This is a genomic window from Stieleria neptunia, assembly GCF_007754155.1.
Taxonomy (GTDB): domain Bacteria; phylum Planctomycetota; class Planctomycetia; order Pirellulales; family Pirellulaceae; genus Stieleria; species Stieleria neptunia.
Genome location: NZ_CP037423.1, coordinates 3,424,736 through 3,447,901, shown reverse-complemented (window position 1 = coordinate 3,447,901; position 23,166 = coordinate 3,424,736). Strand labels below are relative to the sequence as shown.

The following is a 23,166-nucleotide window of genomic DNA, read 5'->3' as shown; positions in this document are numbered from 1 at the left end:
GCAGGGAAGCCAAGTGGGGTGTTCTTGTTAGCGGCAGGGCGCGAGCCTCTCCGGTCTGTCAAGGTGTCTTCGCGTGCTCACAAATCGCGGGGTGAACCGTTGTCCGAGAGCGTCTCGGAGTCCGGTTCGTCGTCCAACTGTGCGAGTTTGTAGATTTCACCCTGGGGCGCGAACGTGGATGATTGCAGGTCACCGGTTTGTCCGGTGACCATGAGGTGTTGGTCGGCCAGTTCGATCGATTCGATGATCACCGATCCGTCCAGGTGTCCCGGATACTGGTCGGGCAGATCGATCAGCGCGATTGATTCACCGTCACGCGTTTCCCATTGCAAATTCAGGTTGGTCTTGGATGCGATCAACTTGATTCGGTCTTTGAACTGAGACAGCGGCAGCGGCAGCGCCCCGGCGCGGATCTGCTTGATCGAGACGGCCAGACGGTTGGGCTGGTCGGTCAATTGGACACTCAGCTCGCATGACAACACGGCGTCGAGGCGTTGGTCCTTGAATCGAGCCGCGGCCATCAACAGACCGTCTTCGATCATCACGCGTGGCTCTTGCAATCCTTTGGCTTCGAGCGTGGGGAACCGTTTGGGAAGTTGATCGATCAGCCAGGCGTTGATTTGTTCGGCGGCAAACCGGGCCTGCCAGAGTCCGGGTTGGGCGACATCGTCTTGCAGTTTCTGCACGTCAGATTCGAGCTGTTCGACCGACTCGGCGACATCTTGCGGCGGGGGCGCGGCGATGGCGCGCTCGTAGAATTCGGGCACCTTTTTGGTTTCGCGATGAGCCCAAAACGCAGTGGCACCGAGTGAGCCGACGAGTAATGCGCCGACCAACAGCAATCGTTTGATCAGTCGCATCCACATAAACAGTCTTCCTCGTTAGAATCGAATCGGCTTCGGCAACCAGTCACGCAGACGATCGGCAACGCTTTCGCGTTTCGGGGTGGGGTCCGTCATGGTACCGGCGTGACCGGCCGTGGGCGTCGGAACCGTTCCGGAATGTTGGGCGACCGCGGTCGCCGACGAAGAGTTCCCCGTCGCAGAGTCCGACGGAGGGGTGCCCCGCTGATCGGTTCGAGCCATCAGGTATCTTGACCACCCATTATTTAGCAATCCTGCGGCCGGTTTCAAGTTTCCGCGTTGAAGTCCTTGGATTGCCAGGAACGCCTTGTCCTGTAACGCCGTGCGTTCGGCAGCGGTCGGAAACCGGTCGTGCAGATGCACGTCGTCGATCCAAATTTTACCCGGCGAGAGGCTGTCGATCGTCAATCGAACCGACTCCATTTCTTCGCGATGGATTCGTTCGGCTTCCAAAACGACATGCCGGGGTTGCCAGTGTCCGTCGCAGGGAACCTCGAATTCGGTTGAAATCCGAACGGGTTTCCCCAGCCGATTTCCCTCCAGCGAAACGCGAACGCGATGCCGCGCTGTCTCTTTGTGCAGAGCCGTCGTCGCACTGGTTTTCAGAATCGGCGCCCCGTTGGAGGCAGGTTCGTTTGTTTTTTTATTTGCACGAATGGCAAACGAGACGGCCAGTCGGCCCGAACGCGGTACCGGGATGGGTTCGCTGACCAACCAGATGCGGCCCGCCGAGGCGGTGTCGGCCGTCATCCGGATCGAGCGGGAGCCCTCGATGGATTCACCGGAGTCGAGCGTGACGGCGTCGGCGGGGAACTGCGTGTGCATCCAGCCGACGATCCCGACTTGCCCTGGGATTTCGAAACCGCCGTTGGTCAGTTTGATGTAGTCGTCCGGCAACGCGAGGGTGCCGATCTTGCCGACCACGTCACCGACGTGTGCTTTGAGCTGCGTCAGGGTTTGCTCTCCGCCCACCATGTTGCCTTGCCAGGCGACCAATTGCATCGGATCGGTTTCGCCACGCACCTGCAGCCGAATGATGGACGTCGGCGCGACGGTCAGCAATCGTGTGTCGGCGACGCCGGTCGGTTGGACAATCGCGTTGGTGTCGTCGGCCCGGAGCAAGCTGCAATCGGCAATCCGCTGTCCGGAGAACTGCAGTTTGACCTGGCTGGTCCAGGGGGCGGTGTTGATCACCGTCACGTGGATCGGCGCGGGTTGATCGGGCGCTGAAGCTTGATCGGGCGCTGAAGCCTGGGGCGCTGAAGCCTGGAGCGCTGGGGGCTGGGGCGTTGGGGCCACCAACACATGAACGTAATCCGAATCGGCACCGCGGGACGACCGCACCGGTTTGGCGTCGATCGGCGTTCGCCGGTAGTGATGGATCGTCTCGCGAAACGACCGGTGCAGCGCCAGCGGCAGTTCTCTGGCCGGAATCGAGACGCCCTGGTCGCGGTTCTGGACGCACGAATCCAGGAATCGCAGGGACGTTTTCAACGAGGCCTGACCGTCCATCGCCCCGGTTTCCAGATCCAGCAGCCGCCCCGGGTGTGCCGCTTCGTCCAAGTTCGGCCGGCCGGGCCGACGGGGGATCACCCGCACCGGAGCGGACGCGGACCAGGCTGCGATCGCCGCTTCAACGTAGTCGCCCAGCCAGATCGGACCCTGGGAGCCCTTCGCCTGCCCCGTGGTGGCCTGCCCCGTGGTGGCCTGACCCGTGGTGGCCTGACCCGTGGTGTCAATCCATCCGCGTGGTTCGATGGCAACGGAGATTTCATCGTAGCCACACCAAGCGGCGTGGGTGCCCAGTCGCGAGGTCGCTTTCCAGAGGGAGAACATCAGTGCGGTTGATTCGGCGTACCCACCGCGCGCCAGTTGGACCGTGTAGTCCGTGTTCAGGTCGGACAGCCAGTCGGCAGAATCGACCCGCAAGGTGACGTGGCGTGTCGTCGTGTGTTGGTCCGAGCCGGATTCGCCAGAAACCGGTTCGTCCAGCACCAGCGATCCGATGGAAATCGGTTGGTCAGAGGATTCGTTGGTGATCCGAACGAACTCCTGGCCGTCGTGAGCAAAGTGCAAGAGTTGATGGGTGACGACGGCGGCAAGACCGTCGGACGACACATCCATGGGGCGCCCGACCGGCAGCGTCACGGTGCGCGTGACGGAATCGAATTCCGGCGTGCCGGCGAATTCGATGCGAGCGGTCTTGCGGGCCGCGTCGAGTGTCGATTCGGCCAACGTGACCGACAGTTGGTACGCGTGATGCGGTTTCAGTTCGCCCAGAAACCCGACAAAGGACTGGCCGGGGGCGAGTTCATGCGGTTGGTCCCGCGAGGGGTCTCGTCGCGGGGTGAGGGTCAGCGATTCGCCGACGCGCTTGACATTCGGGACCAACTTGGTCGCCCCGTTGGGCATCCAGGCCGGACGCTGCCAATCGGACGGATCCACCGGCTCGATCGTGCCGACCTGCCGCCAGCGTGTGGATTCGACGTCGCGATCGGTCGGATCTGGAACGACCATCCAGGGCGTTTGCACCGAAGCGAGTTGCTTCGGCGAACGGGTCAGACGCGACCAGATGCGGTCGGATTTTTCGGTCAACCGGCAACGGATTTCGTAGACACCTGGTTGCTCGGGCGATGAAGCCGCGATCGCGATTTCCTCGGAGTCCCCCGCGGGGCTGAGCCGCAGATCGGTCTGTTCGCGACCGACCACCGCGCCGTCTTCGACGCGGATCAGCTCGTATTTCAACGTCAGCTCGCGATCGGCATAGTCCGGCAACGATCGGATCTTGACCGACAGTTGACGTTCGTCGCCGGCATCGACCAGCGGCCAAGCCGGGTTGGTCGAACGGAACTCAAACGGACGCGTCGCCAGATCCAGCCGGTGGCGGTTCGGCAAATCGCTTGTCGGCAGATCACCGGCCGGCAAGTCACTCGGCGTGCTTGATGCGATCGCGTTGGCCCCAGCGGCGGGGGCTGTCGCCGCCTCGATGGACGATTCCAATGGCATTCCTGTCGGAGCCTGTGCACCACAGTCCATCGCCGTCACGGACCAGACGACCGCCAGCGTGACAGTCGCCCGGAAGGCGAACGCGGCGTAGCAGTGCACGGCGTAGCGGCAGCCGGGAGGACATCCGTGTCCGATCATGACAGGTGAAAGTCGCGAGAGGTGAAGAGCAAGACTTCTCGGAGACTAGCTCGCGGCGGCCTTGCTCGGCAAGACGAATCGCTGACGAATCCACTCGCCGGCCGCGTCGAGCGTCTCCTGGGCGTCGCGAATCCGATACCCCAACTCCGTCTCGGCGCGGCGGCTGGAATACCAGTGGTATTGGCTGCTCATTCGCACGCCGGCGCTGTTGAAGTCGGGTTCCCGGCCGGTCACGCGTCCCCACACGTCGCCGACCAGCCCGGCCAGATACTCGATTCCGGGTCCGGCCGATCGGATCGGGGGGCGTGTCCCCATTCGATTGGCCATTTCGGTCCACAGTTTTTCGTAGGTCCAGTTGTGCCCGGCGAGAATGAACTCGCGTCCGTTGGGGCCATCGAAATTCAGCGCCGCGATCACCCCGTCGGCGACGTCGCGGGCGTCACACAAGCTGCAGCCTCCCGAGGGAGCGATCGGTTTCCAACCCGATCCGACTTCCAGCATCATCCGGCCGCTGCTGGGTTTCCAGTCCCACGGCCCCAGCATGAATCCCGGGTGCAGGATCACGGTTTCCAGCCCATCGGAGATCGCTTGACGGACCACCTCCAGCGAAGCGCGTTTGCTTTGCACGTAGGCACAAGGGATTTGTCCGCCGGCGTGTTCCAAGGGTGTCGTTTCGTCGGCGATCGTGTGGGGTGACCCGAGGGCGATGGCGTTGACGGTTCCGATGGCCGCGAGTTTCTTGGCATGCCGGACACAGGACTGGACGATCCGTCGCGTGCCCTCGCGGTTGACCTGCATCGATGGTTCGACCTGGTGCCATCCCAAATGAATCATCGCGGCGGCATGCACGACCGCGTCGCAGTCGGCGATGGCTTGATCGACCGGATCGTCCACCAAATCCAGACCCGACGCGCCGGCGGATTCTTCGGCGGGTTCTTCGGCGGGTTCACCAGCGGAATCCTGCGTCGGCGGCACCAGCGAGCTGTGGACCAGTTCGACATCCAGCCCCGCAAAGACGTCGGCGGCCGGTTCGCTGCGGACCAGCGCCAGGACGGAATCGCCGCGCTCGATGAGCCGGCGGATCACGGTGTTTCCCAGTAATCCGGTCCCTCCGGTGACAAAGACTCGCATGCTGTGATTGAGTGGCTAAGGTGTGCGGTTTGAAAGGTTGATTCAGGCCCTCCGCACCCGCGATGTTGGGGCGCGGGCGTCGACGGAAGGATTTTCGGGCTTCTGGGACGACCAGACCAATGTTTTTTAATGTGAATTTAGGTTCCCTTAAAGGCCCCTTGAATTTGCTCGCAACGCTAAAAATCAGCAAAATCGAGGTGCCAGGGGCCGAATCCAGCGAAACCCTTGGAAACAGGTGAATTGACAACTGACCGGTCTTTTGACCACCCTGTCGATCACCAATTTGGAGCGGATCGATCGCGAGACCCCTTGGTGTCTCGATGCAGCGATGGATATGACTTCCCTGGTGTCGTTTCTGGGGCAACCCGTTGCGACGGATTCGAGTCTCGAATCGACGCTGGGTCTGCTCTTCCGAATCTGATGAGAGAACTGCATGTCGCAAGACAAGCTTGAGTTAATACGCAACGCCGGACCGAGTGTTTTGCCGAGCCTACTGTTGTGCGATTTCGGCGATTTAAAAACCGAATTGGCGCGACTGGAAGATGCCGGGACGCGGGTGTTGCACCTGGACGTGATGGACGGGCATTTTGTCCCCAATTTGACGTACGGCATGCCGATCGTCGAAGGGATTCGTCGCCACAGCGATCTTCCGATGGACGTCCATCTGATGATCAGCGACCCGCTGCGGTATGCCCAGCCGATGGTCGACGCCGGCGCGGACTTGCTGACGTTTCATGTCGAAGCGGTCGAAGACGCAGGCGCCGTGGCCCGCGAAATCCGCTCGATGGGAGCGGCCGTGGGCGTGGCATTGAACCCCGACACCGATCTGTCGGCGTTGGACGGCTGCCTGGACGAGGTCGACATGGTGTTGGTCATGAGCGTCGACGCGGGGTTCGGCGGACAGTCGTTTAATCCCGTCGCCCTGGCCAAGCTGGCCGCGTTGAAACAATCCCATCCGGATCTGTTGCTGGAAATCGACGGGGGGATCAATCTGAAAACGATCGCGGCGGCCAGGGCGGCCGGTTGCGATTTGTTCGTCGTCGGGTCGGCGATCTTCAAACAAGACGACTACGCCGCGGCGATCGCGGGGTTGGACGCCGAAATCGCGGGAGGGGTCTCATGATTCGTTCCGCAACGTTGACCCGGGTGTTGTTGATTCGCCCCGGCGCGACCGATTTTGATGACCAGGGCCGCATGAAGGGTTGCCTGGACATGCCGCTGAGCAGCCGTGGCGCCGAACAGGCCGCGTTGCTGGCCAAGGAGCTCGCCAGCGTCAGCGTGAAGACGATTTATTCGTCTCCCTGTGAATCGGCACGTGAGACCGCCAAACGGCTCGCAGACGAACAGCGGGCGGCCGGGCGTGAAGTCAAAGTCAAAATCATCGATGCCTTCAAGAACCTCGATCACGGCCTCTGGCACGGCAAGCTGATCGATGAAGTGCGACGCAACCACCCCAAGGTCTACCGCCAAGGGGTCGAGCGGCCCGATGAGTTTTGCCCGCCCGGCGGTGAACCCGTCGCCGGGGCCAAGGCACGCGTCGACAAGGCGCTCCGCAAGTGCCTGAAAAAAGGCCGCGACAACGTCGTCGCCATGGTGATCCCCGAACCGCTCGCCTCGGTCGTCCAGTGCCTGCTCAGCGGAGAAGACCTGGCCAGCGTCTGGAAGAGCGAAACTGACTCGGCATCCTGGTCGATGATCGAAACCGAGATGTAGGGCATGCTGTGCATGCCAGACCGTAGGGCATGCGGTGCATGCCAGATGTCACGCACAGCGTGACCTACATTTCACGCACAGCGTGACGTACCGGACTTCGAGCGATCGTCTGACAGATCGGATTGACCGAGGGAAGGAGATTGTCAGGCGGTCGATGGCGTCCCCACCTGACATCGACCGATCGACGCTGCACTACTCGGCAGCCGGCGATTCGGATTCCTCCGCCTCGCCGTCATTCTCGCTCTCGGGCGTTTCCTCCGCGGGCGCCTCTTCCTTCTCGGGCGCCTCGTCCGCCTTCTCGGTCGTCTCCCCTTCCTCGGCAGACTCCTCCGCAGGAGTTTCCTCCGCAGGAGTTTCCTCCGCAGGAGTTTCCTCCGCAGGAGTTTCCTCCGCGGGCGGCGCTGCCTCGGACTTCATCTCCTTGGCGGCTTCGGCCTCTCGGCGGCGTTCCTCTTCCTCAAGCTCTTTCTGCCGTTTGGCGGCCAGTTCCGCTTGTTCCTTGCGGAACCGCTCGTAGCTTTCCGGACTGGTTCGCCCCAGCCCCTGATCCATCATCTCGGCGAACCCGCTGAGGGGGAAATCCTCGGAGAGTTCTTCGGAGTCGATCATGATCATGTAGCGGCGGATCGACGCGTACAGATCCTCGGCCGAGTCATCGATGGTCAACACCGGGTAGTCTTCAAAGATCTCGTACCAGATTTGGAAGGCCTCCAGATACAGTTTGATCGCCAAGTCGACTTCGGCTTCTCGGTTCGCTTTTTCCGCGTCGTAGATCAGCTTTCGGGCTTTCACCGTCCGGTCTTCCTGCTCGGCCATCGACAGGCTTTCCCAGTAGACGTAGTTGATCTGCTTTCGCAACCCTTCGGTCTTCTGGATCCGTTGGTCGAGATCTTCGATTTCGTCCAGGACCTGCAGGGCGGGCAATTGTTTGTCGGCGGGCAAACGCTGTGCGACTTCTTGAAAATTCGGTTCGATCGCTGCCAGGATCCCTGCCATCGCTTCCTTTCCGGCCTCGGTGCGTTGGTCGGGGTCCTTTTCGTAAACGTTGCGCACGTCGATCGGCAGCTGGTCGACCTTGTCTTGCCTCATGTCCTCATAGACTGGTCCGGCCAGTTTGCGGAACTTGTCTCGCAGCTCGCTGCGTTCATTCAGCAGATCCGCCAGCGACCCCAGTTTGACCGTGAATCGGGCGATGGTCGGGATGCTCCGTTTGCCGAATCGATCCCAGTTTTCCGACGCCTTGGTCCAGGCGCTGACGGCGCGTTGATCCAGCACGCCTTCGTCTTCGATGGCTTCGGCGTGTTTGATCGACCACTTCGGACCGGTTTCAAAGAAGTTGATCGGAGTTTGGCGACGGATTTCGACGCCGGCGTCGACGATGTCGTAGCCTTTATTGAGCCACAACCGTCCGACCAACCAGTTGTCCGGTTTCTGGAAAGGCCCCAGCGCTTCGCTGCTGTCCACGGCGATGTCTTGCCCGGCCAGCGAATCGTGCAGCACGGTGTCGTCGGCGAACAGGCGTCGGAACTGACGTTTCTCGTCCGACATGCCGATCTTCTGGCCATAGAACCAACCGGTGTACCAGATCAACCGCGGGGCTTTGCGGTTTTGCCGAACCCCGCGGGTCAGAAACTCGGTGCCTTCGCGGACCATTTCATAACGTTGGCGATAGTCGTCGAATTCGACCGAAACGTTGTAGGCCAAGTTGTGCGCCTGGTGTTCCCAGACCTTGTCGTAGTGCGGTTGCAACAGGGCGATGTTGTTCAGGGCTGCCTTCAGGCGATCCCATTCGTGCAACACCCGATACTTGTGAGCTTTTTCCCACAACAACGTCGCGGCGACACCACGCAGGCCGAGCGAGGCGAGTTTCATCGTTTCGCTGGCCGGGCTGATTTCACCGAGGTCGCTTTCGGCGATCCCGAATTCTTGCCGCATCGTGGCCAGTTGACCGCCCGAATCGGCGGTCCCATCGGAGGGCTGGCCCAGCAGATAAAGCGGGACCAAGGTCGCCACAAGAATCACCAGGTAAATGATTTTGCGACGAAACGCAGTCGACTGATTCATGCCGCGATCTCACGAGCTTTCAAAAAGAAGTAACTGATCAAAAAGGCCAACAGGCAATAGCCGAATGTCGCGACACTGTGACGCGCCAACACGGCGTTAAAAATATCGATTCCGCTGGCGGCGTACTCTGCCGTGGAAACCATCCGGGGCAGGTTCGGCAATGCCGTTGCCACCGCGTCCATGGAGTAGACGATCACCGCATCGGCGGACTTGATCAAGGTGTTGGCAACACCCTCGACGTCCAACTGGGTGGTCATCGCGTCTTGTTTGACCAGACGCACCAAGGACTCGATCGGGCCGCCGCCGCGTTCGATGTTCGAATCGATAAAGTGACGGGTGTCGTAGATGCTCTCGGCGGAAAATCCGAGCAGCACGCAGACGGCGGTGGCCACCATCGCGACCGGTCCGCTCAAGAACGTGCTGAACATCACGCCGAAGGCGATGATCATCGTCATCTGCAACCAGATCGAACCATACGCCTTGGTCAGGTTCCAGGCGAAACTGGATTCATCGGGGCGTAGATAAAGGCCACTCTTGGTCACCCCCAGGTACTGGCTGCTGTCCAGGCATTTCAACAGGATCTGCATGCGACCGTCTTCGGTCACGACGTGGTCAAACACGTTGCGCGTTTCCACTTCGCCGGTTTCCTTGTTGAGCCATTCGAACGAGAGCGGCAGCTCGCGTTCGTCGATCTGATACTCCTCCACGGTGAACTGTTTGGGAGTCAGAGAAAATCCGGTGTCGGGATTTTTGAAGGTCAGCGACCCGCGAATCCCCGACTCGATGTCGCCCTTGAACGATCGATAGGCCCGGATCGACAGGTCGAACGGGATCTTTTCCGGGAAGCGTTGCCGGGTCACGTTGTCGAACGTGAACTCGGCCATCCCCAGCGTTCCACCCTCCACATAGGAGTGTTCCAGTTTGCGGTTTCCCTTGGCGACACCGATCAGCCGCGAGATGCCTGCCGAGCCGTAGCCGCCGGCCAGCCGCTCGGCCCCGACATCGATTCCGGAGTCCTTGGGATCACCGTTGCGATCATAGAATTGGATTTCACCATACGCCGGAATCCTGGCCCGCAACTGACCGGTCGGCGGGCCGATGATGAACGACCCGTCGTCGTTGCGGGTGACGACGTGGCGGTGTCCACGGACGAAATTGGTCAGCCCCTGGGTTTCGCCGGGTTCGATGGTGAAGGTGTGCGAGTGTTTTCGGACGCGGTCGGTCTTTCCGACGATCCGGCCGTCGACTTCATCCGCCTGGACGACTTCGTAGTGGGTGTGGTCGAGCCCGCGGTCGACGAAAATGTAACTGGCCAAACCCATCGGGATCAGCATCACGGTTCCCACGGCGACAAATCCCAGCATCCGCCCGAGCACGATTTCGGTCGCCCGCACCGGCTTGGTCACGATCGTGTAGATCGTGCGGTTCTCGATGTCTTGCGGCAGCGAAAACGCGCTGATGAACAACGCCAGGGCCAGCACCAGGTAGTTGGTCGCGGTGAGCACAAAACTGATGTACAACCGCGCGGGGTCATCGCTTTCGGGGTTCAGGAACCAACCGGCCAGCAGCAGGATGACCACGAACAAACCGACGACGAACAACACGCGGCGGCGGATGGCTTCCTTGAACGCCAGCCGGGCCAACGCCACGATCCGGCTGGGGCTGGTGCCCGGCAGGTCGGTGCGGAGCAGGTCGCGGATCGCACGTGCGACGGCGTAGAACCCTTCACCGGGACCGTAGCGGGCGGCGGAGATCACGTAGCCGACCAGCAATCCCAGCACGATCGCCAGGACGATCAGCACGACGCCTTGCAGGAACGCGCTTTCGAGAAACGCCCCGGGCCGGAACAGCCATTCGGAAAAGGTCCAGAAATCATCTGGTTGCAAATTCATGATTCGTCACTCCCCGCTTGCGATCCTTCGGCGGCGGAGGCGTCGGCGGCCTGCTCGTCGGCAGGCGGCTCGTCGCCGGCGGTGGCCGAGACGCGGCGTGCGCCGGGGCGGGCTTCGCTTTCCCGCACGATGTTGAGGAACAAGTCCTCCATCGTCGCGGTCGGGTTGTCCATCGATTTCAAGTCCGCACCGTGCCGCGCGATGACCTCGCGGATTTCGTTCTTGGCGTCTTCGCTGAGCCCGCTGGCGTGGACTTCGGTCACGTCTTGAACCTTCAGCAAGTCGGTGACGCGGCCGAGTTCCTTCAATTCGCCCTGGTGCAAAATGGCGACACGATCGCAGACGTCTTGCACGTCACCGAGTTGGTGGCTGCACAACAGGATCGTTTTCCCCTGATCGCGGAGGGCCAGGATCAGGTCCTTCATCTCGCGAATCCCGATCGGGTCCAATCCGGTGGTGGGCTCGTCCAACAGGATCAGGTCGGGATCGTTGATCAACGCCTGGGCCAGACCGACGCGGCGCCGCATCCCTTTACTGTATTCACGCAATTGGCGGTGGCGGGCGCCTTGCAACCCGACCAGCGTCAGCAGTTCCTCGACGCGTTGTTTTCGCTGCCGCCCGGACATGTCGAACAGGCGTCCGTAAAAGTCCAGGGTCTCTTCGGCGTTAAGGAACTGATAGAGATAGGATTCTTCGGGCAGGTAACCGATCTGCTCGTTCTTTTTGGTCTCGGTGGCGTCCTTGTCGAACACCAGCACGCGTCCGCTGGTGGGGAACAGCAAGCCCAAGATCAATTTGATCGTGGTCGACTTGCCGCTGCCGTTGGGGCCGAGCAGCCCGAAGATTTCGCCCTTGCGGACTTCGATGTCCAAGGATTTCAACGCGTGGACTTTCTTTCGGCCCCAGAAATCCTTGTAAATCTTGCTCAAGTTGCGGGTTTCGATGACGACATCGCTGCCCGTCGCACTGGAACGGGCGGCGGCCGGGGCGGCGCCTGCGGGTGTGTTTTCGTCGGCGGAGTCCGCGACGGCGGTTGAATCGGTATCCACGAACAAAGGCTTCCGTAGAAAAGGGCAAAAAGGGTGGGCTGATAAGGCAGAAACAGTCGGGCCTGTCTGAAAATCCAGCCGGAATATTGAGGGTTGGTTACGCTACGCGAGATCGCTACCGGCGGTTCGGACTTTTTCCGCCAGACTCTTTTTATAAGTCTTCGCCAGGATGCGTCGTTGCCAAGGCGGTACCGGGCTTGGCACAATACCGCGGCCGTCGCGGGCGTCGATGGCGGCTCGGCAAACGCCTGCACCCAAAACTTCCATCCCCCTTGCTCCAGACCACTTCGTGCTTGATCCGCGCCATGTCGAACCGTCAAGTCGCCGATCGGACTACCGGCAGGCCGTCGCGTACCTCTACGACCGGATCGATTACGAACGCACCGCCGGCAGCCGCAATGACCATCTTTTTCGGCTCGAACGCACCGAAGAACTGTTTCAACAGCTCGGACTGGGCGGCTACCTGCATCGCCGACCGCCACGCGTCGGCGACCGCGGAGATCACCAGCGGTCGGACCGACAACGCGATCGCGGTCCCAAAGTCCCCCTGATCCACCTGGCCGGGACCAAGGGCAAGGGTTCCACCGCGACCATGGTCAGCCAGATCCTGACCTCCGCGGGCTATCGCGTCGGCCTGTACACGTCCCCGCATCTGACCGACCTGGAAGAACGCTTTCGGATCGATGGCGTGCCGTGCAGCCACCAAGACCTGATCGAACTGGTCCAACGGGTCGCCCCCGTGGTCGATCCGTTGGATGCGTCCGGCAACCCGGTGTCGTTTTTCGAATTGACCACGGCGATGGCGGTGCTGCACTTTGACCGCAACGACTGCGACGCGATCGTGCTGGAAGTCGGGCTTGGCGGCCGCCTGGACAGCACCAACGTCTGTGCCAGCACCGTCGCCGCGATCACCTCGATCGGCCTGGACCACCAACGGATCCTGGGAGACTCGATCGGGGAGATCGCGACCGAGAAAGCCGGGATCATCAAGGGCGGCGTGCCGGTCGTCTCGGGGGCGGTTCAACCCGAAGCCAAGCAGGCGATCCGCCGGGCTGCCCGGCGCGGCGGAAGTGTCCTGTTTGAGAAAGGCGCCGCCTTCGACGTTCGGATCGACCACGAATTGGCCGTCGGCAGTGAATTCATCTACCACGCCCCCGCAGCCGAATTGGCGTCGCGCGAATTGGCGTCGCGCGATCAAGCTGCGGCCGAATCGGTCGAGGGATTGCCCCTGTTCCTGGCGCTCGATGGGGCTCACCAGGTTCACAACGCGGCGATCGCGGTCTCCATCGTCCGGCTGCTGAACAGCCCCCACGTCGCCCAGCGATTGCCCGTCAGCGACCAGCAGATCGCCGCGGGGCTGCAGCGCGTCCGCTGCACGGGGCGATTGGAGCGGTTTCGGTGGCAGCCGGATTCCCCCCTGGACACGGCCGCCATTGAAGTGGTGCTGGACACCGCACACAATCATGATTCGATCCAGGCGCTGTGCCAGTCGATCAGCCGCCGCGTGATCGAGTCGCCCCACGATTCGAGCGGATCGAATCCGCCCGGGCAATTCAGCCGCCCCCTCGTCGTGATCTTCGCGACCAGTCGAGACAAGGACGTGTCGTTGATGGCCGCGGAACTCGGCAAGATCGCCGACGAAATCATCTGCACCCGCTACACGACCAATCCGCGTTCGGTGTCGCCGGACCAGTTGGTCGACGCGTTCGCCCCACGCGGCGACAGACTCGAAAGCGAGCGCGATCCAAACGTCAAGATTCGCTGCGTCGGGGATCCACAGGAGGCGTTCGACGCGGGGATCGCGGCGGCCGCGGGCGGCGGAACGTTGATCATTTGCGGGTCCTTTTTTCTGGCCGGCGAACTGCGTCCGCGATTGCTAACGCTGCCGAATCTGCGGCCCAGCGACAACCGCCGCGCGAGCGACGATCGCCACGCCAGTGACAATCGCTGCGCAAGTGACAACTGCTGTGCGGCGGCCGATCCCACCGACCAGGCGTCGTGATCATCATGCATTGCCAGACCCCCGATGCCACGCCGCGACCCTGCCACGTGCGAGTCTGGCATGCGGCGACGTCGACCGACCAGCGCGGCGAATTCGAACGTCGCTGTGAACGATGGCTGGCGGAGGAGGAATTGATCCACGCCGATCGTTTTCAACGCACCACCACGCGCAATCAACACGTCGTCGGTCGGGCGATGGCGCGGCGTCTACTGGCCGACCGCAACGTCGCGCCCGAGGCGATTCGCTTCGGCACCGGCCGACACGGCAAACCGCAGGTCGTGACGCCCGACGAAGCCATCCAGCCGTTCAATATCGCCCACACCGACGGTCTGGTGTTATGCGGCGTTGCCGATCCGCACGTCGATTTGGTCGGCGTGGATGTGGAATCGATTCACCGCCGGACCTCGACCGAACTGGCCGAACGGTACTTCGCTGAGCCGGAAGTGCGTTTTTTGCGTCGCCAGCCGCTCGCCCGCCAGCAGTACTTTTTCCTGAGGATCTGGACGCTCAAGGAGGCCTTCATCAAGGCCATCGGGACCGGGTTGCACACGCCACTGGCCGATTTCGCGTTTGAGCAAATTGATTCCGAGCGCCCCGTCATTCGATTCCTGGCCGCGGGATTGGACCTGGAAAAGCAATGGAGTTTCGTCTGCTCGACACCAAGAGAAGGGTTCATCGCCTCCGCTGCGGTCGGGGTCACGGGGTCGCATTCGCCGGCGCTGGTTCAGTGGCAGCCCTTCGAAAATCTCGTTGGGGGGCCGGCAAATCGCTCGAATGTCGGAGATGAACTTTGACAAGACGGTCCAACATATGTCAGACTGTGGCTCAATGGAGATAGGCGGCTCGACGTTTTGAGACGTTGCTTTTCACCCCCTCCCCGCCTCGATGCTTATGTCAGAAAGCTCAATCACCCTGATCCTGAATCAGCTGCGTCAGGCGGGCACCGATGAAGAACGCCAGTCCGCCGCTGCAAAACTGTATCGTTGTTACCGCGGCCAGGTCGAGCGTGTCGCACGGACACGGCTGACCCCCGGCGGCGGTTTGGCTGACGAGGAAGACGTTGCCCAGAGCGCCTTCCGAAGTTTTTTTGATCGGATCGAGACGGGCCAGCTGGACGCGCTCGTCACCGGCGGACAGGCTTGGGCGATCTTGGCGCGACTGACGCGAAACAAGGCGATCGATTCGGTGCGTTACGACAACGCGCTGTGCCGCGGCGGTGAAGGCGGCCGCCGACCCGCCGAACCGCCACCCGGCGAGTCGGGAAAGGATGACTCGGTCAATGACGTCTCGGGCAATGGCGACGCGACCCCATCAACCCGCCTGAATCGGCTCGAGCCCCGATCGGGTTCGTACCACTCGGGTGTGCCCCGGCAGGGCGCGACGGCGAGCGGACGCAATCGATTGTTGATCGGCGATGGGCCCAAACCGAGTTCCTCGAGAATTGAATTCGCTTCACAACGTGCGGGGCGCAAGCGTGAAGACTATCCGCTCGACTCGGTCCGCGACCGGAACCAACGCTCGGGTGCCGAACAGGCGGCGTCGAACGAAGCGATCGAGCGGTTTCTGGAGCAGCTTTCCGAAGCGACGTTGCGTGGGATCGTGTCCTTGAAGCTGCACGGGTTTACGAACGAGGAGATCGCGGAGCAACTCGGCTGCGCCACGCGGACGGTGGAGCGAAAACTGAATTTGATCCGTCGCTTGTGGAGTCCGATCTTGGAGAACTCCGATGAACACCGACCAACCTGATCCGCACGGGGGTTCGGCCGAGGACTCGCGCGAGAAGTGGATCACGATCGATCGGTTGTGCGATGCCTACGAAGCGTCGCTTCAGGAAGGCGAGGTCGAACGGGCACCGTTTCTGGCCGGGGTACCGAAAGACTGGCGGACTCAGTTGACCCAGGAACTGGACGCCATCGACGCGGCCTACCGCGACGCCGAAGAGACCCGCGATCAGACGGTCAAGGTTCCCGCCAGCGAGCTGAACAGTCGTCGTTTGCCGACGTCAAGCCGCTTGGCCGAGTTGGCGGCGCTGGATCGCGACAAGGTCTGGCTGGGGCGATTTGAAATCCGCAAACGGCTCGGCACCGGGGCGACGGGCAGTGTGTGGTGTGCCCGCGACGCGCGGCTGGCGCGTTGGGTGGCGCTCAAGGTCCCGCATGCTTCGCGGGTGACCAGTGAAACCAGCGCGGCGCGGTTTCAAACCGAGGCTCGTGCCGCCGCTGCCATCACGCATCCCAACGTGGTCCAAGTCCACGAAGTCCTGATCGAGGACGGTTTGCCGATTTTGATCCAACAGTGGATCGATGGACCTTCGCTGGCCCGGTACCTGAAAGATCACGGTCCGCTGGATTTTGACCAAGCGGCGGACTGGATGGCGCAAATCGCCGACGCGGTCGCCTGTGCCCACGACCATGGCATCGTGCATCGCGACCTCAAACCCGCCAACGTGATGCTGAACCAGAACCGTCCCATGGTTCTCGATTTCGGCCTGGCCAGCTACCCGCAGTTTTCGTCCGGATTGACCACCGAGGGCACCGTCCTGGGGACGCCGGCTTACATGAGTCCCGAGCAGGCCGAAGGCGCTGAAAACGCCAACCAGCCGGCGACGGATCTGTATGCGTTGGGAACGATCCTGTACGAGATGCTGGTCGGAACGCCGCCGTTTGTCGGCAAAGCACGCGAGGTGCTGCAGGCGAACAAGACGGCGATTCCGACGCCCCCGCGGAGCCGCCGCGCGGCGATCCCTCGTGATCTGGAAACGATCACCCTGCGTTGCTTGGCGAAATCCCCCACCGCACGCTACCGATCGGCCGCCGACCTCCGCGATGATTTGCAGCGGTTCCGCCGGCGAGAGCCGATCTTGGCACGCAAGGTGTCGCTGCTGGAAAACGTCTGGGTTTGGGGGCGACTTCATCCCGCCTATGCGTTGTTGGCGATGGGAATTCCGGTGGTTCTGGTGTTGCTGATGGGAATCCTGGTCGCCCAGGTGCGACACATGCAACTGAGCGATCGTGCCAACCGATTGGTTCTGAAACACAAACAAAGCGAGGCGGAGCGCGAGGCGTTGCTGCTGCACCGCCACATGGTCGAACTGTCCAGGGCGTCGCATGAGCTGGCCGAAGGCGACCGCACCCGCGGGTTGGAACTCATGCGGAGCATTCCCATTTCGATGCGAAAGTGGGAATGGCGGCTGCTCGATCTCATTTCCCACTCTCCCTCGACCGTACTCAACGCCGATGTCCCGGGCGTCAACTCGGCGTCGGCGATTCATGCGTTGGCGGTTTCGCGTCGACACCAATGGATGTTTGCCGCCTGCGGCGACGGGACGATTTTGAAATGGAAATTGCCGACCGATCGAGAGTTCTTCAACGCCGACCAAGACAAGCGACGTGGGCTCGGTCCCCCACAGATTCTGGTGCGATCGACGGACTCGGTCCACGCGTTAACCGTCAGCCCGGACGAAAAATGGTTGTGCTGGATTGATCGAGACGGGGCCGTGACGGTTTGGGATCTGGAGGAAAACGAACAAGACCAACGGATCGCGCTGCCCAAGCGGCGACGCGGTCATGCGATTGCCTTTTCCCCCGATTCAAATCAATTGTTGGTCGGCGGCGGGTCGACCAGCACCGGAGCGCGCGCCGTCGATGAGCACAGCTGGTTGGTCTTGTTACAGCGAAATGATGCGGGGGAGTTGATCCACACGTTTCAACGCGACTGGCCCGACCGGCCGGCGATCACCGGACTGCGTTTCACCGAGGACGGCAGGTTCGTCTCAACGCGAGGACGTTTCGAATCGCCGATGGGGTCCATGGGGTTTGTGGAACTTTGGGGGTCCACCCCCGAAGGGTTCCACCATGAAGGATTGCTTTGGCGTGGGCTGGGCATGCGTGGGCTGGACTTTCACGCCGAAACGCATCGGATCGCTTGGTGCGATGACATCGGTATGACCTATCTGAAGGATTTGCGCATGCCGCTGAGGCATCCGCCGAGTCAGTTCCAGGCCAGTCAACGAGGGGCCTGGCAAGTTCGTTTTTCTCCCGACGGAGACGAGCTGATCGTCGGCGGTCGAGATGGCAACGTTTCTCGCTGGTTGCTGACAGAGATCACCACCGCCACGGACTCCGCGACAGAGTCCGCGGCGGCGCCTGAGTCCGAACCGACCACGAGTACGGGCACGGCTGCCGTGTCGCCGGAAAACACGTCAGCGGTCGATCCCGCTGTCCCGCACGCTGTCCCGCCCGCGGAATCGTTCACGATTCGACACTTTCGCGATTACCAGGGGCACGAGAACACGGTGGGCGATGTGCTTTACCTTGCCCCCTGTCATAAACTGGTCGATCAACCGAAATCCGGCGAGCCGAAGTATCGTTTTTGCGAACCATTTCTCGTCACCGCCAGCGACGACGGCAAGGTGCGGTTGTGGTCCAACGATGGCCACGACGCGATCGGAACGCTGCATGTTTCCGAACGCACGCTGGTGGACGCCAGTTGGATTTCGCCACGGCAAATTGCCGTCACAGTCTCCGCGACAAAACGCCAACGGAACCTGCTTTACAAAACCCACTCGCTGGGCAAACACAAGTTGGATGTTGAAATGCGGCGTGCCCGCGGAGTACGCGGGATCGGCAGCATGCCGCTTCGTGGCGACGTCCGGCCGACGGATCCGGGACCACCCCGCTTCGCCGTCCATACCCGAGGCACCCTCTTCGTGTTTGAAGCCGGAAGAACCGATTTCGTCGCCCGACGGTCGATCGACGTCGAGCGACGCGCCGCGTTGACCGCCGTCAGCCTGATCGATTCGCAACATCTGGTCGCGTCCTTCTCTCAAGAGATCAAACTTTCCAACGAAGCTGCCAAAGCGAATCCGAATCGCAATTCAACGATTCGCGAAGAAAGTCTGCTGCTGTACGACTTGACCACCGACGCACCCCCGCAGGAACTGGTGTTGCCCCGGCTCGGAGGCATTTCTCGACTGAAGGTGGCTCCGTCGGGTGATCGGATCTTCGGATGCACCAAGGCCGGGCGAGTGTTCTATGCGACGCTGCTGCGAACGGCCGATGGCCAATGGCGGTGGGCGGACGCGCCGGTGCAGGTCTGGAAGGCGCATCCGAGTTCGGTCAACGACCTGGTTTGGCTGGCCGATCGGAATCAGCTGGCGACCGTCGGTGACGACGGCAGTTGTGCGATTTGGAATCCAGGTGACGTGCGTGATGAAGATCTGACGACCGATTCGACGACCGCTTCAACAACGGCCGGCCAGCCCGCGTTTCCATTGGTTGCCGCATCGCCAAACGTCGTCCCGAACTCGCAACCGCCCCGGCTGGGGCAACGCTTGCTGGTCAGCAGCAGCCCCGTGACCCGCGTGACCGCTTCGATCAGCGGGGACCGGATCGTGACGGTCGGCTCCGATCGAGTCATCCGCATTTGGGACACGCACAGCGGGCTGGAACTGATCGCCCTGCAACCGCGCAAAGAAAACGTCGTGGCGGTCGAGTTCAGTCCCGACGATCGTTTCCTGATGATCGCCGAAGCCAACTCTCGAATCGAAGTGATCCGTTTGGTCGACGAGCCGACGCAGGAAGATTAATGCGCTGTCAACGTCTCGTTGAGCGCAGCAGAACAGCGCAAGCGGGCTGTCGATTGAGTCGGGTTCTGCTGAGTTAATGGTGAGCCGCTGGCCGTAAGGCCTCGGGCTTTCGTCGCAGTGCCCGGCCGCTTACGCGTCGCGGCTCACAAAACCGACAGCCCGCAAGCCCCATCATTCTGCCCCGAATCATTCTGCCATCCCTCGTTTCATTCCACGTCCGTGGCCGATCGTGGATCGACTTGCAAACTGGCGAGATAGGCGACCAGGTCACGCAATTCTCTGGCTGTCAGGTGCTTGGTCAGGTCGGCCGGCATCGACGAGTTGCCTTTGCGTCGCACTTCGATGTCGTCTTGCAGGATCCGTTGTTGGCTGCCATCGGCGAGAATCAATTCGACCACGTCGTCGTTTTCGGATTTGACGATGCCGCTGTGGACACGACCGTCCAGATCCACGATGACCGCCGTTTCGAATCCCTTGGCAATTTTCGCATCGGGCAGACAGATCGATTCGAGCAGGTAGCGGGCGTCACGCTCCTTCCCGATCACGGTCAAATTGGGTCCCACCTCACCACCGGCGCGATCGACTTTGTGGCAGCGGACGCAGGACAGTTCGGTTTTTCCAAAGAACAACGCGGCGCCCCGCTCGGGGTCGCCTCCGGAAAGCGAATCCAGCCATTTCCCCAGCGGTTGCGATTGGGCCACTTCGGTTCGGTACTCGTCCAAACGCTTTTGCCGGGCATCGTCCAATCGGCCCTTGGCTGCTTCGATCACGTTCAATTGCACGCGTGCATCGAGACTGCCGTCGAGGTATTGGTCGACCGCTTGGCGAATCGCCGCGTCCGCCTTGGGGCTTTTCAGCTCGGCCAGGATGTCCCATGCCTGTTGTCGCATTCGGGTGTCGGCATTGGAGGTGGACGTGACGAAGCGGTCGATGGATTTTTCCGCGGCGTGATCGGCCAACACGGACAGACTGGCCAGTCCCAATGGGCCGCGCGCGTTGTCAACGGGAATCGATTCGGCCAGCCGGACGGCGCTGGATGCGTCTAGACGCGCCAGCGCCACGAGGGCCCGCGCCCGCGCGTCGGAACTGCGTCTGGTTTCGGCGACTTGGTCGACCAGCGCACCGGCGATTTTTTTAATTCCCAACGACGCAGCCACTTCGATCGCTCGCAGTCGCACGTTTTCCGGAGCGACCATCAACAGATCGATCTGTGGTTCCAGGGCGGCGGCGGCCAATGCGGCGTCGCGTTTGTCCAGCGGGCGGTAATCCCCCAAGACGCGGTCCAGCGGCCCCGGCGTGCTCCAATCGCCGAGCATCTCGATCGCTTCGATCCGCATCGCTTCGCTTGCTTCGGAGCGTGTCGCGTAGGTTGCGATCGCGTTGGCCGACTCGGCGCTGCCGATGCGGTAATTGGCGTTCAGGACGCGTCGGGCCAGGGCTTCGGATTCCAGCGGTTGTTGGATCAATTCCGCCAGCGCGGCGGTTGCAAACTCGATCGGTTTGTCGTGGATCGCTCGTGCGGCCTCCAACACCACGCGGGGATCGGGATCGTGCAGGAATTTCCCGACCGATCCGCTGGCCAGCCTTCTCAAGGCGATGACGCCCGACAGACGCACCGTGGCATTGGGGTGCTTGGCCAGAATGGCAATCCGATCCGCTTTGACGGCCCGCGCCAAATACATCGACGCCGCGTGGCGGATCGCGGGATCTTTGGCGTCGACGGTTCCCGCCTGGGTCAAGACGGCTTCGATTGCCGAAGCGTCTTTCAGCCGCCCGAGTGCGTCGATTGCGGCGTATCGGACGCGGGGGTTCTCGCTGTTGAGCGCCGTTTGAGCGGCTTGGGAAGCGCCGGTCCAGCCCTGTTCGCCGACGATCGCCAGCGCCGCGGCAGACAGATCTGCATCGGCGTCGGCGATCAATTTGATCAACGCCTGTTTGGCCGCGGCGTCGGGAGCGTCGCTGGACGCGCTGTGACGAGCGATTTGGCCCAACCCCCACGCCGCGTGCAAACGCGCCTTGGGCGATGCGTCGGCATCCGCCGCGATCGCGGCCAGCGTGTCGGTTGCGCCGCGTGACGCCAGTGCCCATTGGCTCTGCAGTCGAATCCGTCGATCGGCGTGTCCGATCAAACCGGCCAGCGTTTGCGGCGACAACGCATCCCAGTCGCCGGCAAGTCGCTGCTGCACGTCCGCGACGATGGGATCGTCGGCGTGGTCGGGGTCACTGATGCGATAGATCCGAGCCTTGCCCAGACCGTCCCACCCGTCGACCCAATCGCTGACGTACAACGCGCCATCGGGACCGAACGCGACGTCGGTGGCCAGGCACGTCCAAATCGGTTGATCGTCGGCGACCAACTTGTACGTCGCCCCGGCCGGTTCGACGTTGAAGGTTCGAATGCCGCTGTTGCTGGGGCCGCCACGGAAATCGCAAATCAAAAAGGTGTCGTCGAGTTGGTCGCCGAATCCGGTGCCGGGGTAGTACGCCAAACCGCTCGGCCCGTCGGTGAAATTGGCGACCGGGGGGATGATCGACGCGGGTTGGTCGGGGTTGACCGGCTGCCAGATTTTCTCGCGATTGAACGGGCCACGGTCGCTGAGGTATTGGTAATACATCCGCCAGCCGGTGTCGCCGTCTTGCAACAGGTGCACGATGCGGGCCTGGTCGCCACTGTCGCTGTTGTTGTCGACGGTAAACCAATCGCCACGATCGTTGAACGCCAGTTCCTGTGGGTTTCGCAACCCACGCGCGAACACTTCTAACCCGGTGCCATCGAGTTCGCAGCGGAACACCGCGCCGCTGGCGGGGTCGGACAAGACCTCGCCCTCGGCCGTTCGCAGGTGGTAGCCGCGGTCTCCGATCGTGAAGTACAACCGCCCGTCGTAGCCACGAATTAGCCCGTGCAGATCGTGGCCGCGAAACGCGACGCGGACGCCATAACCGTCCGACAGCACGACGCGTTCGTCCGCCTTGCCGTCACCGTCTTGGTCGACCAGTTTCCAAAGCTTCGGGATGCAGGTGTAGTAAACGTCGCCGTCGACGGCCAAGACGCCGGCGCCGGTGCCTTCTTCCAATTGATGGAATCCGCTGGCCAGCACCACGCTCTTGTCGGCCCGCCCGTCACCGTCGGTATCGGACAGCCGTCGAATCCGGTCGTCGTGCTGGGTGTACGTCACCGCCGCCTCCCCCAACAGACGCTTGTGGTAATCGATGCGATCCTGAACCGTCCTGGACGCCAGATCGGCCATCAGCCACTGTTGGTCGTGGCCGCGATTGTCGGTCACGCCGCGATTCTGTCGAAACGTCTCGCACGCATAAAGATGTCCTTGTCGATCGATGTCAAAGGCCACGACGTTGGCGACATCCGGTTCGGCGGCCCACAGGCTGATCGTCCAGCCTTCGGGGATCCGGATGGCCGACATCGCCTCGATCGGCTCTTGGGACGCCTGGGCAATCTCCGGCGGTAACGGCCGAGCCGTTTCAACATCCGCCGCCCGAACCGTCCGGATGCCCAGCCCCCTCAGCCCGACCACGTTTGTCAGCCCGACCACGCCCGCCAGCAGCGCGATCATGCCGACACGTGATCGCAACGAACGGATTCCGCCATGCCCGTCTCGAACCGTCTGGCGGCACCACAAAGAACTGCAAAGCTGGAATGTCATGAAATCTAAATCGGGTAGAAACGATACGGTTGCGGAGGGGCACGACAAACCTAATATCG

Annotated in this window: 13 protein-coding genes; 6 read left to right on the top strand and 7 right to left on the bottom strand. The window is 62.0% G+C overall.

The features are described from left to right. Window positions 1-77: 77 nt before the first annotated feature. Genes Enr13x_RS11975 through Enr13x_RS11965 form a run of 3 tightly spaced genes read right to left on the bottom strand, consistent with a single transcriptional unit; the run spans window position 78 to window position 5,138 of the window. A complete protein-coding gene (locus Enr13x_RS11975; RefSeq protein WP_145386294.1) occupies window positions 78-866 on the bottom strand; it encodes a hypothetical protein in 789 nt (262 codons plus the stop codon). A 15-nt stretch (window positions 867-881) separates the two neighbouring features. After that, window positions 882-4,007 carry a hypothetical protein gene (locus Enr13x_RS11970; RefSeq protein ID WP_145386292.1) on the bottom strand — a complete coding sequence of 1,042 codons (3,126 nt, stop codon included), beginning with the start codon at window positions 4,005-4,007 and terminating at the stop codon, window positions 882-884. Window positions 4,008-4,052: 45 nt separating this feature from the next. Further along, window positions 4,053-5,138: an SDR family oxidoreductase gene (locus Enr13x_RS11965; protein ID WP_145386290.1), complete on the bottom strand. Its 1,086-nt coding sequence runs from the start codon at window positions 5,136-5,138 to the stop codon at window positions 4,053-4,055. Between the two features lie 433 nt (window positions 5,139-5,571). Here Enr13x_RS11965 and rpe point away from each other — a divergent pair, with 433 nt between their 5' ends. Together rpe and Enr13x_RS11955 are read left to right on the top strand one after the other, a co-directional pair. Then, a complete protein-coding gene (rpe, locus tag Enr13x_RS11960; protein WP_145386288.1) occupies window positions 5,572-6,261 on the top strand; it encodes a ribulose-phosphate 3-epimerase in 690 nt (229 codons plus the stop codon). Further along, complete coding sequence (locus tag Enr13x_RS11955; protein WP_145386286.1) at window positions 6,258-6,851, top strand: histidine phosphatase family protein; 594 nt, start codon at window positions 6,258-6,260, stop codon at window positions 6,849-6,851. The genes rpe and Enr13x_RS11955 overlap by 4 nt, the downstream gene beginning before the upstream one ends. Window positions 6,852-7,043: 192 nt before the next feature. Here the strand turns inward: Enr13x_RS11955 and Enr13x_RS11950 are convergent, their stop codons facing one another. Genes Enr13x_RS11950 through Enr13x_RS11940 form a run of 3 tightly spaced genes read right to left on the bottom strand, consistent with a single transcriptional unit; the run spans window position 7,044 to window position 11,856 of the window. Continuing rightward, window positions 7,044-8,915: an IRE (iron responsive element) gene (locus Enr13x_RS11950; RefSeq protein WP_145386284.1), complete on the bottom strand. Its 1,872-nt coding sequence runs from the start codon at window positions 8,913-8,915 to the stop codon at window positions 7,044-7,046. Next, window positions 8,912-10,807, bottom strand: a complete 1,896-nt coding sequence (locus tag Enr13x_RS11945; protein ID WP_145386282.1) for an ABC transporter permease — start codon at window positions 10,805-10,807, stop codon at window positions 8,912-8,914. The genes Enr13x_RS11950 and Enr13x_RS11945 overlap by 4 nt, the downstream gene beginning before the upstream one ends. Then, window positions 10,804-11,856 carry an ABC transporter ATP-binding protein gene (locus tag Enr13x_RS11940; RefSeq protein WP_145386280.1) on the bottom strand — a complete coding sequence of 351 codons (1,053 nt, stop codon included), beginning with the start codon at window positions 11,854-11,856 and terminating at the stop codon, window positions 10,804-10,806. The genes Enr13x_RS11945 and Enr13x_RS11940 overlap by 4 nt, the downstream gene beginning before the upstream one ends. Before the next feature lie 289 nt (window positions 11,857-12,145). Between Enr13x_RS11940 and Enr13x_RS11935 the strand changes: the two genes are divergently transcribed. The 4 genes from Enr13x_RS11935 (at window position 12,146) to Enr13x_RS11920 (ending at window position 19,445) form a co-directional block, all read left to right on the top strand. Beyond that, the gene (locus tag Enr13x_RS11935) at window positions 12,146-13,858 is read left to right on the top strand and encodes a bifunctional folylpolyglutamate synthase/dihydrofolate synthase (protein ID WP_197455974.1); all 1,713 of its coding nucleotides are present in this window, start codon (window positions 12,146-12,148) and stop codon (window positions 13,856-13,858) included. A 5-nt stretch (window positions 13,859-13,863) separates the two neighbouring features. Next, a complete protein-coding gene (locus Enr13x_RS11930) occupies window positions 13,864-14,652 on the top strand; it encodes a 4'-phosphopantetheinyl transferase family protein (RefSeq protein ID WP_145386277.1) in 789 nt (262 codons plus the stop codon). Window positions 14,653-14,749: 97 nt separating this feature from the next. Beyond that, entirely contained in the window at window positions 14,750-15,604 is an 855-nt protein-coding gene (locus tag Enr13x_RS11925) for a sigma-70 family RNA polymerase sigma factor (protein WP_197455973.1), read from the top strand. Next, complete coding sequence (locus tag Enr13x_RS11920; RefSeq protein WP_145386273.1) at window positions 15,585-19,445, top strand: WD40 repeat domain-containing serine/threonine protein kinase; 3,861 nt, start codon at window positions 15,585-15,587, stop codon at window positions 19,443-19,445. The genes Enr13x_RS11925 and Enr13x_RS11920 overlap by 20 nt, the downstream gene beginning before the upstream one ends. Window positions 19,446-19,651: 206 nt before the next feature. Here Enr13x_RS11920 and Enr13x_RS11915 read toward each other — a convergent pair whose 3' ends face one another. Beyond that, a complete protein-coding gene (locus tag Enr13x_RS11915) occupies window positions 19,652-23,107 on the bottom strand; it encodes a PVC-type heme-binding CxxCH protein (protein ID WP_145386271.1) in 3,456 nt (1,151 codons plus the stop codon). Window positions 23,108-23,166 lie beyond the last annotated feature (59 nt).

What these genes read in the sequence shown, in the direction of transcription:
- Enr13x_RS11970 (WP_145386292.1), bottom strand. Translation starts at nt 4,007, where the DNA reads ATGATCGGACACGGATGTCCTCCCGGCTGCCGCTACGCCGTGCACTGC.
- Enr13x_RS11945 (WP_145386282.1), bottom strand. Translation starts at nt 10,807, where the DNA reads ATGAATTTGCAACCAGATGATTTCTGGACCTTTTCCGAATGGCTGTTC.
- Enr13x_RS11965 (WP_145386290.1), bottom strand. Translation starts at nt 5,138, where the DNA reads ATGCGAGTCTTTGTCACCGGAGGGACCGGATTACTGGGAAACACCGTG.
- Enr13x_RS11925 (WP_197455973.1), top strand. Translation starts at nt 14,750, where the DNA reads ATGTCAGAAAGCTCAATCACCCTGATCCTGAATCAGCTGCGTCAGGCG.
- Enr13x_RS11930 (WP_145386277.1), top strand. Translation starts at nt 13,864, where the DNA reads ATGCATTGCCAGACCCCCGATGCCACGCCGCGACCCTGCCACGTGCGA.
- Enr13x_RS11975 (WP_145386294.1), bottom strand. Translation starts at nt 866, where the DNA reads ATGTGGATGCGACTGATCAAACGATTGCTGTTGGTCGGCGCATTACTC.
- Enr13x_RS11915 (WP_145386271.1), bottom strand. Translation starts at nt 23,107, where the DNA reads ATGACATTCCAGCTTTGCAGTTCTTTGTGGTGCCGCCAGACGGTTCGA.
- Enr13x_RS11950 (WP_145386284.1), bottom strand. Translation starts at nt 8,915, where the DNA reads ATGAATCAGTCGACTGCGTTTCGTCGCAAAATCATTTACCTGGTGATT.
- Enr13x_RS11920 (WP_145386273.1), top strand. Translation starts at nt 15,585, where the DNA reads ATGAACACCGACCAACCTGATCCGCACGGGGGTTCGGCCGAGGACTCG.
- Enr13x_RS11955 (WP_145386286.1), top strand. Translation starts at nt 6,258, where the DNA reads ATGATTCGTTCCGCAACGTTGACCCGGGTGTTGTTGATTCGCCCCGGC.
- rpe (WP_145386288.1), top strand. Translation starts at nt 5,572, where the DNA reads ATGTCGCAAGACAAGCTTGAGTTAATACGCAACGCCGGACCGAGTGTT.